At 71.6% G+C, this 12,726-nt stretch carries 7 protein-coding genes; 1 reads left to right on the top strand and 6 read right to left on the bottom strand.

All coding sequences use genetic code 11. The features are described 5' to 3' along the window. The first annotated feature begins 56 nt into the window (after positions 1 to 56). Entirely contained in the window at positions 57 to 1,670 is a 1,614-nt protein-coding gene (locus ACFY2A_RS05155) for a metallophosphoesterase (RefSeq protein WP_387168707.1), read from the top strand. A 166-nt stretch (positions 1,671 to 1,836) separates the two neighbouring features. On the opposite strand, the gene ACFY2A_RS05150 is transcribed toward ACFY2A_RS05155, so the two are convergent. From ACFY2A_RS05150 to ligA, 6 genes are all read right to left on the bottom strand, one after another. Next, entirely contained in the window at positions 1,837 to 4,194 is a 2,358-nt protein-coding gene (locus ACFY2A_RS05150) for a pyruvate dehydrogenase (RefSeq protein WP_387169475.1), read from the bottom strand. A 140-nt stretch (positions 4,195 to 4,334) separates the two neighbouring features. Further along, positions 4,335 to 5,834 carry an Asp-tRNA(Asn)/Glu-tRNA(Gln) amidotransferase subunit GatB gene (gatB, locus tag ACFY2A_RS05145; RefSeq protein ID WP_363916812.1) on the bottom strand — a complete coding sequence of 500 codons (1,500 nt, stop codon included), beginning with the start codon at positions 5,832 to 5,834 and terminating at the stop codon, positions 4,335 to 4,337. 13 nt (positions 5,835 to 5,847) lie between these two features. Continuing rightward, positions 5,848 to 7,323, bottom strand: a complete 1,476-nt coding sequence (gene gatA, locus ACFY2A_RS05140; RefSeq protein ID WP_387168703.1) for an Asp-tRNA(Asn)/Glu-tRNA(Gln) amidotransferase subunit GatA — start codon at positions 7,321 to 7,323, stop codon at positions 5,848 to 5,850. Further along, the gene (gene gatC / locus ACFY2A_RS05135; RefSeq protein WP_088995614.1) at positions 7,320 to 7,625 is read right to left on the bottom strand and encodes an Asp-tRNA(Asn)/Glu-tRNA(Gln) amidotransferase subunit GatC; all 306 of its coding nucleotides are present in this window, start codon (positions 7,623 to 7,625) and stop codon (positions 7,320 to 7,322) included. The genes gatA and gatC overlap by 4 nt, the downstream gene beginning before the upstream one ends. A gap of 258 nt (positions 7,626 to 7,883) precedes the next feature. Further along, entirely contained in the window at positions 7,884 to 10,334 is a 2,451-nt protein-coding gene (locus ACFY2A_RS05130) for a putative bifunctional diguanylate cyclase/phosphodiesterase (RefSeq protein WP_387168699.1), read from the bottom strand. Between the two features lie 145 nt (positions 10,335 to 10,479). Beyond that, on the bottom strand, positions 10,480 to 12,612 hold the full coding sequence (gene ligA / locus ACFY2A_RS05125; protein ID WP_363916806.1) for an NAD-dependent DNA ligase LigA: 2,133 nt from the start codon (positions 12,610 to 12,612) through the stop codon (positions 10,480 to 10,482). Positions 12,613 to 12,726: the final 114 nt, after the last annotated feature.

Below are 12,726 nucleotides of genomic sequence, written 5' to 3'. Positions count from 1 at the left end.
TGACGCGACATTCCAGGTTTGCCAAGATCCTTCGGCGGGCAGGTCAGAATCTCAGCATGGACGGTCAGCAGAACGACGAGCCGCGCCGCGATCGGGACGGGGACACGACCCCGGGTCGGCCGCGCCGTTTTCCACCGATGCGACGCTTCGCCGCACCGCGGCGTGACGGCGGGTGGCAGCGGGGCCTGCGCCGCTTCGCCGTCGCCGTTTCCGTCCTGGTGGTCACGTTGGTCGGTGTGCTCGCCGGTGTCGTGGCGGGCGGGAACGTGGGCACCGACATCGGGCCGTTCCACGCTCGACTCTCCGTCTCGCCCGCGACCACCGGCGGTACCACCGTCGACATCCCACCGCTGGGCTCGCTGCTGCTGAACAGTCACGGCGGGCCGACCCACCTGACCGTGGAATTGGGCGCGCTGGACCAGAGCCGGGTCGAGGCGCTGATCGATGATCCGGCGAGCCTCAACCGGGCCACCCAGTCGGCGGTCGACGAGGTCCGGGAGGGGGTGATGCGGCTCGGGCTGCGCACGGTCGGTTCCTCCGTACTGGCCACGCTGGTGCTGGCGCTGCTGGTGTTCCGGAACACCCGCCGGGCAGCCTGGGCCGGTGGGCTGGCGCTGCTGATCACGGCCGGCAGTCTGGGCACCGCCGCGGCGACCATCCGACCCCAGTCGATCGAGGAGCCCCGGTACGAGGGACTGCTGGTCAACGCCCCGGCGATCGTCGGCGACGTACGCAAGATCGCCGACGACTACACCCGGTACGCCGAGCAGCTCCAGCGGCTCATCGGCAACGTCACCCAGCTGTACACGACGGTGTCGGCGCTGCCGGTGTACGAGCCGGAGCCGGGCACCACCCGGGTGCTGCACATCTCCGACCTGCACCTCAATCCGAGTGCCTGGCAGATCATCCGGACCGTGACCGAGCAGTTCGGCATCGACGTGGTGATCGACACCGGCGACATCACCGACTGGGGCAGCGAGCCGGAGGCGTCGTACGTCGGCTCGATCAGCCTGCTCGAGAAGCCGTACGTGTACATCCGGGGCAACCACGACTCGGGCCGTACGGCGGCGGCGGTGGCCCGCCAACCCAACGCGGTCGTACTTGACAACACCACGACCACCGTCGCCGGGCTGACCATCGCCGGGATCGGTGATCCCCGCTTCACCCCGGACAAGAGCACCTCGCCGGCCAGCGGTGGGCTGAGCCAACCCACCGCCGACGAATTGATCACCACGGGCGAGAAGCTCGCCGCCACGATCCGCAGCTCTCCCCGCCCGGTCGACATCGCGCTGGTGCACGACCCGGCCGCCGCCGGCCCACTCTCCGGCACCTGCCCGCTGGTGCTCGCCGGGCACACCCACGACCGGCAGATCAACACGCTGCCGGAGGTGGCCGGCCAGCAGCCCACCACGCTGATGGTGCAGGGCTCCACCGGCGGTGCCGGGCTGCGCGGGTTGGAGCAGGAGGAGCCGACGCCGCTGGCGATGACGGTGCTCTACTTCGACCAGGAGAAGCGACTCCAGGCATACGACGACATCACCGTGGGCGGGACCGGCCAGGCCCAGGTCAACCTCGAACGCACCGTCATCGCCCCACCCCCCACCACCCCCCTGGGCGCCACCCCCACCCCCACCCCCACCATCTCCCCCACCCCCACCCCCACCCGCTGACCCCCAGCACCCAGCACCCAGCACCCAGCACCCAGCACCCAGCGACGATCATGGAGTAGTTGCCCGGGAGAGCGCTTGCCGAGGACAACAACTTCATGATCGACCGGGAGAGGGCCGGGAAAGGGGGGTCAGCGGAGGGAGAGGGCCGGGAAAGGCGGGGTGGGAGTCAGCGGAGGGAGAGGGCGGCGAGGGCGGCGTTGACGATGCTGCCGGGAAGCAGGTCGTGGAGGTCGTAGAGGTCGTGGACGCTGCCGGACTGGCCGAACTCGTCGACGCCGAGCGGGACCGCCGGCGCGGCCACGGCCGAGCCGAGCCAGGCCATGGCGTGCGAGGCGGCGTCGTGCACGGTCACCACCGGCACCCGGTCGGCGAAGGCGGACCGCAGCGCGCCCGGCACGCTCGGCACGGTCGCCGTGCGTACGCCCTGACGCAGGGTGCGCTGCCAGGCCCGGTAGAGGCGGTCCAGGCTGGTCACATCCACGACGTGGGCGGCGACACCTTCGTCGGCCAGTTCCGCCGCCGCGGCCAGCACCTCGGGCAGCACCGCCCCGGAGGCGGCCAGTTGCACCGTCGGCGCGTCGGCCAGGTGCGGGTACGCCTGGTGGGCGTCGACCAGCCGGTACGCACCGGCGAGCACCTGGCGGCGCAGCACCGCGTCACCGAGCCGGGCCCGGGCCGCCTCGAACGGCGCCTGGTCGACCGGTCGGGTGCTGAGCCGGAAGTAGTACGCCCCGTCCTCGGCCGGCACCGCCGTCGTCGTCGGCCGAACCGCCCCGGCCATGTGCCCGAAGGCGTCGCAGAGCAGCCAGTCGAGGCTGGCCGCGTACGCGGGCTCGACGAAGGTCACCCCGGGCAGTTCCAGCCCCACGCTCGCGGTGATTGTCGACTGGTGGGCGCCACCCTCCGGCGCGAGGGTGACACCGGACGGGGTACCCGCGACGACGAAGCGGGAACCGGAGTAGGTGCCGTACAGGAACGCATCGAGCCCGCGCAGCACGAACGGGTCGTAGACGGTGCCGACCGGCAGCAGCGGCTGCCCGGACAGGTCCCACGCCAGGCCGAGCTGGCCGAGCAGCAGGAACAGGTTCATCTCGGAGATGCCCAGCTCGATGTGCTGGCCCTCGGGGCTCTCCGTCCAGCGCAGCATCCGGTCCTCCGACCAGGAACGCTGGGCGGTCGGTGCGAACACACCGGTCTTGTTGATGAACCCGGCCAGGTTGGTGGAGGTGGCCACGTCCGGCGCGGTGGTGACGAGATACCGCCCCACCTGCGGATCACGGGCCAGGTCGACAAGCACCCGACCGAAGACCTCCTGAGTGGAGATCGGCTTGTTGGCGCGTACGTTCGTGGCCTGGGGCACGGTGACCCCCAGCGCACGCTCGCGGGGCGCGCGGGACAGCGCCTCGCGGCGCTGCCCGGCCCGGATCCCGGCCGGCGACGCCGGGTCGAGCCGGTCCCACTCGGTGTCGCGGGTCAACCCCTGCGCGGTGCGCAGCGCGTCGACCTGCTCGGTAGTCAACAGGGCGGAGTGGTTGCGCGGGTTACCGGCGATCGGCAACCCCCAACCCTTGACGGTGTACGCGAACACCACGCTCGGGCGGTCGGTCACCGCGTCACACTGGGCGTACGCGTCCAGCAGCGCCGCCAGGTCGTGCCCGCCCAGGTCGGTGACGAGCGGACCGAGGTCGTCGTCGGAGACGTCGGCGATCAACGCCGCGATGCCCTCGGGAGCACCGTCCAGGAACTGCTTGCGCAGCGCCGGCCCGGTCAGCCCGAACAGCGACTGGTACTGCTCGTTCGGCATCGCGTCGATCCAGTCGCGCAACGCCGCCCCGCCCGGCCGGTCGTACGCCTCGGCGAGCCGGCGGCCGTACTTCACCTCGACGACGTGCCAGCCGGCGGCCTCGAACTGGCCGCGCCACTGGTCGATCCGTACCCCGGGAACGACCCGGTCGAGCGACTGCCGGTTGAAGTCGACCACCCACATCACGTTGCCGAGCCCGGTGGTGGCCGGGTCGGCGACGGCCTCCCAGATGTTGCCCTCGTCCAGTTCCGCGTCACCGATCAGGGCGACAAAGCGGGAGTGCGGCCGCGCACCGAAGTGGGCGTCGACGTAGCGACGGGTCACCGCGGCGAACAGCGGCGCGGCGGCACCGAGCCCCACCGAGCCGGTGGAGAAGTCCACCTCGTCCGGGTCCTTGGTCCGCGACGGGTACGACTGGAGGCCGCCCCGTGCCCGCAGCCGGGGCAGGTACGACCGGTCCAGGTTGCCGAGCAGGTACTGGATGGCGTGGAAGACCGGGGAGGCGTGCGGCTTGACGGCGACCCGGTCCTCGGCGCCCAGGTGGGCGAACCACAGGGCGGTCATCGCGGTGACAAGCGAGGCGCTGGACGCCTGATGCCCACCGACCTTCACCCCGTCCCCAGCACCCCGGTCATGGTTGGCCGCGTCCACGATCCGGGTAGCGAGCCACAACACCCGCCGCTGAATCTCGTCAAGAACATCAAGATCGTGCCGGTCCACGCGCTGGAACTCCATCCGGACATCCCCATTGATGCCCATCGAGGTGATGCTGGTTGATCATGAGGTTGGCGGCAGTTTGAAGATCGACAATTGCCGCCAACCTCATGATCGACTCGGGTTGGTGGGAGGGGGTTGGGGGGTCAGCCTTGGGCGCCTAGGCGGGCGAGGATGAGGGTGCGGACGGTTTGGGCGTCGGCTTGGCCACGGGTGGTTTTCATGACCGCGCCGACGAGGGCGCCGGCTGCGGCGACCTTGCCACTGCGGACCTTGTCGGCGATGGCTGGGTTGGCGGCGATCGCCTCGTCCACCGCGGCGGTCAGCGCGCCGGTGTCGGAGACGACCTCCAGCTTGCGGTTGGTCATGATCTCGGTCGGCGAACCCTCACCGGCGACCACGCCCTCCAGCACGGTGCGGGCCAACTTGTCGTTGAGCTTTCCGGCGTCGACCAGGCCCTGAAGCTCGGCGACCTGGGCCGGGGTGGCCCCGATGTCGGCCAGCTCCACGCCCGTCTCGTTGGCCCGCCGGGACAGCTCACCGAGCCACCACTTGCGGGCCGCGGCCGGTGTCGCACCGGCCGCCACGGTGGCCTCGATCAGCTCGACCGCACCGGCGTTGAGCACCGACTGCATGTCGAGGTCGGAGAGGCCCCAGGCCTGCTGGAGCCGGCGGCGGTGCAGCCGGGGCAGCTCCGGCAGGGCCGCCTTCAGCTCCGCCACCCAGGCCGGATCCGGGGCCAGGGGCACCAGGTCCGGCTCCGGGAAGTACCGGTAGTCGGTGGCGGTCTCCTTGGACCGTCCCGGAGTGGTGTCCCCGGTGTCCTCGTGGAAGTGCCGGGTCTCCTGGGTGATCCGGCCACCCGCGCCGAGGACGGCGGCCTGACGCAGCATCTCCGAGCGGACCGCCCGCTCGACCGACCGCAGCGAGTTGACGTTCTTGGTCTCGGTACGGGTGCCCCACTCCTGCCCGGGCAAGTTCAGTGAGGTGTTCACGTCACACCGCAGCGAACCCTCCTCCATGCGTACGTCGGAGACGCCCAGGCTGCGGATCACGTCCCGCAGCTCGGTGACGTAAGCGCGGGCCACCTCGGGCGCCAACGCGCCGGTACCCGGGATCGGCTTGGTGACGATCTCCACAAGCGGAATGCCGGCCCGGTTGTAGTCGACAAGCGACTCGGTCGCGCCGTGGATACGACCGGTAGCGCCGCCGACGTGCAGCGTCTTGCCGGTGTCCTCCTCCAGGTGCACCCGCTCGATGCCGATCCGCACCGTCTCGCCGTTGACCTCGACGTCCAGGTAACCGTCGACGCAGAGCGGCTCGTCGTACTGGCTGATCTGGAAGTTCTTCGGCATGTCCGGGTAGAAGTAGTTCTTCCGGGCGAACCGGCACCACGTCGCGATGGAGCAGTTCAGCGCCAAGCCGATCTGAATGGTCGCCTCGATCGCCGCCTTGTTCGCCACCGGCAGCGAGCCGGGCAGCCCCAGGCAGACCGGGCAGACCCGGGTGTTCGGCTCACCACCGAAGTCGGTCGGGCAACCGCAGAACATCTTGGTGTTCGTGCCCAGCTCGACGTGGGTCTCCAGGCCGATCACCGGCTCGTAGCGCGCGACGACCTCGTCGTACGCGGGCAGTGTCGTGGTCATCTGTGCTCCTGCCTCACAGTGCCGGTGGGGTGAACGTGCCGACGGCGCTCTCCAACGCGGCGGCGACCCGGTACATCCGGTCGTCGGCAAGCGTCGGGGCCATCACCTGAAGTCCGACCGGCAGCCCGTCGGAGAGCCCGCACGGCACCGAGATGCCGGGCCCGCCGTAGAGGTTGCTCGGAATGGTGAACAGGTCGGCCAGGTACATCTGGTACGGGTCGGAGGTGCGCGCGCCGAGCGGGAAGGCGACGAACGGGGTGGTCGGCGAGATCAGCGCGTCGACCCGCTCGAACGCCGCGGTGAAGTCGCGGGTGATCAACGTACGCACCTTCTGCGCCTGCCCGTAGTAGGCGTCGTAGTAGCCCGAGGAGAGCGCGTACGTGCCGAGCATGATGCGCCGCTTGACCTCGGGACCGAAGCCGGCCTCCCGGGTCAGCGACATGACCTCCTCGAGCGATCGGTTGCCGTCGTCGCCGGCCCGCAACCCGAACCGGACGCCGTCGAAGCGGGCCAGGTTCGAGGAGCACTCGCTGGGCGCGATCAGGTAGTACGCCGGCAGCGCGTAGCGGAAGTGCGGGCAGGAGATCTCGACGATCTCCGCGCCGAGCTTGGTAAGCGTGGCGACGGCCTCGTTGAAGGCGGCCGTCACGCCCGGCTCCGCGCCCTCGCCGCCGAACTCGGTGACGATGCCCAGCCGCACCCCGCTCAGGTCGCCTGTCGCGCCGAGCTTCGCCGCGGCCACCACGTCCGGCACCGGTGCCGGAATGGAGGTGGAGTCACGCGGGTCGTGCCCGCCGATCGCCGCGTGCAGCAACGCCGCGTCGAGCACCGTACGCGCGCACGGGCCGGGAGTGTCCAGCGAGGAGGAGAAAGCCACCAACCCGTACCGGGAGGTGCCGCCGTAGGTCGGTTTCGCGCCGACGGTGCCGGTGACCGCGCCGGGCTGGCGGATCGAGCCGCCGGTGTCCGAACCGATCGCCAGCGGCGCCTCGTACGCGGCGAGCGCCGCCGCGCTCCCCCCGCCGGAACCACCCGGAATGCGGTCGGTGTCCCACGGGTTGCGGCTCGGCCCGTACGCCGAGTATTCCGTGGAGGAACCCATGGCGAACTCGTCCATGTTGGTCTTGCCGAGCATCACCGTGCCGGCGGCGCGCAGCCGCTCCACGATCGTCGAGTCGTACGGCGGACGCCAGCCCTCGAGGATCTTCGAGCCGACGGTGGTCGGCACGCCCTTGGTGGTGAGGACGTCCTTGACCGCGACCGGCACACCGGCCAGCGGCCCCAGTTCCGCACCGGCCGCCCGGCGGGCGTCGATGTCGCGGGCGGCGGCAAGCGCGCCCTCGGTGTCGACGTGCAGGAAGGCGTTGACCCGGCCGTCGACGGCGGCGATCCGGTCCAGGTGGGCCTGGGTGACCTCGACGGCGGACGCCGCGCCGGTGGCGACGAGCCCCGCGATCTGCGTCGCGGTCATTGCGGTGACGTCGGTCATGAGGCCACATCCTCGTCCAGAATCCGCGGTACGCGGAACCGCTGCTCCTCCGCGTCGGGGGCACCCGACAACGCTTCCTCGGGTGTCAGGCACGGCGTCACGACGTCCTCGCGGAGCACGTTCGTCAACGGCACCGAGTGGGAGGTCGGCGGGATGTCCGCGGCGGCGACCTCGCCCACCTGCGCGACCGCTTGGAGGATCACGTCGAGCTGACCGGCGAAGGTGTCCAACTCCTCCTCCGTCACGGCGAGCCGCGACAGTCGCGCCAGGTGCGCGACCTCCTCGCGGGAGATGGCGGCCATCGGTGCCCCCTTCGTGGCTGTGCTGCGTCTGCCTGACCTGCGCCCACCGCTGCCGGGTACGCGACGCGCGGTGACCGCAGCGAGTCTATTGTTTCCCGCCCGGCCGGCCGTTGCCGCCTCCCCGGGCGCCCGACCCGGCTGGTCCCGCCGCCACCGCCGCCGCTGGTCCCGGCCGGACCGACGGCGCTGGTCCCGGCCGCACCGACACCGTTGATCCCGGCGCGACCGACGTGGCTGGTCCCGATGGCTCCGTCGGGGTCAGCGGGCGTGCCGGCGGGGGATCTCCGCCTCGTCGTGGCCGCCGAGCGGGCGGAGCGGACGGTACCGGGCCAGCCAGGCGACCAGTTCCTCGGCCGGCATCGGCCGGGCGTAGAACCAGCCCTGGGCGGCGTCGCAGCCAGCCGCGTGCAGCATCCGCCAGGTCCGTTCGTCCTCCACGCCCTCGGCCACCACCCGCAGCCCCAGCGCCTTGGCCAGTTCGATCGTCGAGCGGACGATCGCCGCGTCGTCGGCGTCCTCGGTCATGCCGAGCACGAACGAGCGGTCGACCTTCACCTCCGACAGCGGCAGTCGGCGCAGGTGCTGAAGGGAGGAGTAGCCGGTACCGAAATCGTCGAGCGCGATGCCCACCCCGATCCGGTGCAGCCGGGTGATGGTGGTCAGCACCCGGCGCGGGTCGGCCATCAGGGCACCCTCGGTGATCTCCAGTTGCAGCCGCTCCGGTGCCACGCCGTAGCGGGTGAGCCGGTCGGCGATCTGGTCGGCGATCTCGCCGGTGTGCAGGTCCCGCACGCTGACGTTCAACGCCGCCCGCAGCCCGAGGCCGGCCGCCGACCACTTGGCGAGCTGCTCCACCACGTCGTCGACGACCCGGCGGGTGAGCAGCCGCATCACCGCACTCTGCTCGGCGACCCGGATCAGCTCCTCCGGGTCCACCATCCCCCGGCGTGGGTGCCGCCAGCGCAGCAGCGCCTCCACCCCGACCACCTCTCCGGTGGCGATGGCGACCTGCGGCTGGTAATACATCATGATCTCGCCCGCGTCCGTGCCCGGCTCAGCGCCGGGGCGGTCGCCGACGGTCGGAGCTGCGGGATCCGCACCGCCACCGCCGAGATCCGGCTGGCCACCGCCACCCGTCCCGGACCACACCGCGCCGCCGGCCGCCGCAGCGTCCGGTTCCCCGTCACGGGCCGCCCGGCGCACGGTCGGGTCCGCGCCGGTGATGATCCGGGCGATCAGCTCGTCATCGTGGTGCAGCAGCCGGGGGCGACGTCGCCGCCGACTCCACCATCGGATGCCGGCCGGCTCCTCCAGCGGTGCCGAGGTGGACAACACCGCGCCGTCCCCGCCGCGAACGGTGGTCGCCTCGGCCGACCCGGACCCGTCGGCCCGCCCCGACGCACCGACCTCCAGCACCCGGCGCAGGTCGGCCAGCAGCCCCAACCGCTCGGCGGAGTTGTGGTCGGACTCGGCGGTGTAGACGGCGACGGTGTCGTTGCGGTGCTTCGCGTCGTACATCGCCACGTCCGCGTGCCGCATCAGGGTGGCGAAGTCCTCGCCGTGATCCGGAAACAGGGCGATGCCGATGGAACCGCCGACATCCAGCGGCAACCCGTCCAGCGGCACCGGCTCGGCGAGGGCTTCGACGACCTGGTCGGCCAGCGAACGGGCCTCGCTGACATCGGTGATCCCGGTCATCACGATCGCGAACTCGTCGCCGCCGAGCCGGGCGACCATCTGCGGCGACGCGACCGCGTCGGTCAACCGGGCGCTCACCTCCACCAGCAGCCGGTCGCCGACCGCATGGCCGAGCGCGTCGTTGACGTTCTTGAACCGGTCCAGGTCGATCAAGAGGAGGGCGAGGCGGGTTCCGGACTCGCCTCGGGCGGCGCGCTCGGCATGCCGGTGCACCTGCTCGTTGACCTCAGCCAGCAACGCCTTGCGATTGGGCAGCCCGGTGAGCGGGTCGAGGGCGGCCAACTGGTGCTGCTCCACGGTGAGCCGGGCCATCCGGTAGACCGCGAACAGCGGCACCAGCACCAGCGGCACCAGGGCGGCGCTTGCCCTGGCGGCGGTGACCAGCACCGGTGCGAGCAGCAGCAACGACCCGGTGGAGAGCAGTTCGAAGGGCAGGCCGTGCCACGCGTTGGGCCACCACCGCTCCCCGAAGCGCAGCCGGACCGCCGTGGTGACCAACCCGTAGTTGACCGCGAACCAGGCGACCCCGGCGCCGCCGATCGCGGTGATGTCGGTCCAGCCCAGCGCCGCGCCGTCGTAGATCCCGCCGGGTCCGAGCCGGGTGATCGCGTACGCCGCGGCCAGCGAGCAGGCGTACTGCCCGGCGTTGAAGGCCGTCCGCCAGGGCGCGTGCCGCATCCGGACCCCGGACGCCACCACCGCGACCGCCTGCACCGCGACCGCGGGGCCGAGCCCCCACCCGAGCAGGATCGCGAAGGTGAAGCAGGTCGAGGGGAAGACGGCCGAGGAGGACTGCCCTCGGCCGGGCGGTAGGAAGGGCCGGGCGTCGCACGCCACGGCGAGCACCGCCATCGTCCAGAACGCCGCCGGCAGGTCGGGCAGGGCCGATACGAAGGACACCAGCCCGTTCGCCGAGACGAGCAGGGCCACCATGAGTACGGCCGCGACGAACGCCGAGAACTGCGCCGTCCGCCCGGGCGGGACGAGGTTGCGCGGATCGGGCGACTCCATCACACCTCCCGGCACGAAACCGGCCCGTGGTTTCACGCGCCGTGCCCCAATGAAACGCCCCCACCACCCACTTTCCCGTCACGACAGTCACGAATCGGTCGTAGTCGTAATTAAGTTGGTATCCGGCAGAGTGCCGTAAAGATCGTCACTCCTCGACGCGGGCCACCTGCCGGGCCGCCTCGGGGCCGGCGTCGAGGAGCACCTGGAAGCCCTCCTCGTCGAGCACGGGCACCTTCAGGCTGGCCGCCTTGTCCGCTTTGGAGCCGGGGTTGTCGCCCACCACGACGAAGCCGGTCTTCTTCGACACCGAGCCGCTGACCTTGCCACCCCGAGACTGGATCGCCTCGGCCGCCTGGTCCCGGGAGAAACCGCCGAGCGTCCCGGTCACCACCACGGTCACCCCCTCCAGCGGGCGTGGCCCCTCCTGCACCGCCTCCTCCGCCATGCGTACACCCGCCTCGGCCCACTTCCGGACCACCTCGCGGTGCCAGTCGACGGCGAACCACTCGCGGATGCTGGCGGCGATGGTCGGGCCGACACCGTCGACTGAGGAGAGTTCCTCCTCGGTCGCCTGGTCGATCGCCTCGATCGACCTGAAATGCCGGGCCAACGCCTGCGCGGCGGTCGGCCCGACGTGCCGGATGGAGAGGGCCACCAGCACCCGCCACAGGTCACGTTCCCGGGCCGTGGCGAGGTTGTCGAGCAGCTTGACGGCGTTGCTGCCGAGGGTGCCGTCCTTGTTGACGAAGAACGGCGCGCGGGCCAGCCGCTCGGCGTCGAGCGCGAACAGGTCACCCTCGTCGGTGATGATCTGCGCGTCGAGCAGCGCGGCGCCGCTCTTGTAGCCGAGTGCCTCGATGTCGAAGGCACCGCGCCCGGCCAGGTGGAACACCCGCTCCCGCAACTGCGCCGGGCAACTGCGCGAGTTGGGGCACCGGATGTCGACGTCGCCCTCCTTCGCGGGGGCGAGGGGGGTGCCGCAGGCCGGGCACGTGGTCGGCATGACGAACGGTCGGGCGTCCGGCGGACGCAGGTCGACCACCGGGCCGAGCACCTCGGGGATCACGTCACCGGCCTTACGGATCACCACCGTGTCGCCGATCAGGACTCCCTTGCGCTCGACCTCGCGGGCGTTGTGCAGGGTGGCGTACTCGACGGTGGAGCCGGCCACCCGGACCGGCTGGAGCACCGCCCGGGGCGTGACCCGGCCGGTCCGCCCGACCTCGACCTCGATGTCGAGCAGGGTCGTGTTGACCTCCTCTGGCGGGTACTTGAAGGCGATCGCCCAGCGTGGTGCCCGACTTGTGGAGCCCAGCCGTCCCTGGATGGGCACCGGGTCGACCTTCACCACCACACCGTCGATCTCGTGCTCGACGTCGTGCCGGTGCGCCGCGTAGTGCGCGATGTAGTCCCGGACGCCGGTCAGGTCGGGCACCACCCGCCAGCGGTCGCTGGTGGGCAGCCCCCATGCCGTCAACGCCGCGTACGACTCGGACTGGGTGGCCGGCTGAAAGCCACGGCGCGCGCCGATGCCGTGCACCACCAGGCGCAGCGGGCGGGAGGCGGTGATCCGCGGATCCTTCTGCCGCAGGCTGCCGGCCGCGGCGTTGCGCGGGTTGGCGAAGGGTGCCTTGCCCTGCTCGACCAGGCCGGCGTTGAGGTCGGCGAAGGCGGCCACCGGGAAGTAGATCTCGCCCCGCACCTCGATGAACTCGGGGGGCGGACCGAACTCCGCCGAGTCGGTCAGCCGACCGGGCACGTCCCGGATGCTGCGCACGTTGGCGGTGACGTCCTCGCCGGTGCGGCCGTCGCCGCGGGTGGCCGCCCGGACCAGCCGGCCGCCCTCGTAGGTGAGGTTGATCGCCAGCCCGTCGACCTTCAGCTCACACAGATAAGGTGCCGGACCACCGGCGTCCCGCTCGACCCGCTCCGCCCAGGCGGCCAACTCCTCGTCGGCGAAGGCATTGTCGAGCGACATCATCCGTTCGGCGTGGGCGACCGGAGTGAAGTCGGTGGAGAACGTGCCGCCGACCCGTTGGGTCGGTGAGTCCGGGGTGCGCAACGCCGGGAACTCCGCCTCCAACGCCTCCAGCTCGCGCAGTTGGCGGTCGAAGTCGGCGTCGGAGATGGTCGGCGCGTCGAGCACGTAGTAGCGGTACTGGTGTTCGGTCAGCTCCTGGCTGAGCGTGGTGTGCCGCTCCCGCGCCTGCGGCGTCGGCTCGGGACCGGCGGCCTCCTGCGCCGCATCGACCTGCTGGGGAACCGCTTCCTCGGACACCCTGCCGCCTCCGGACACCGCTGTCGACCTCCCGTGATCGTGCTACCCCCGCACGGTAGTCCCCGGGTGGGACAACGGTGCCGCCACCCGGCCTGACGTGCCCGGATCCGGCCG

It is taken from the genome of Micromonospora sp. NPDC000442 (assembly GCF_042898635.1).
GTDB lineage: Bacteria > Actinomycetota > Actinomycetes > Mycobacteriales > Micromonosporaceae > Micromonospora.
Note: the sequence above shows the minus strand (reverse complement) of the source record. Positions and strands in the feature narration are given on the sequence as shown.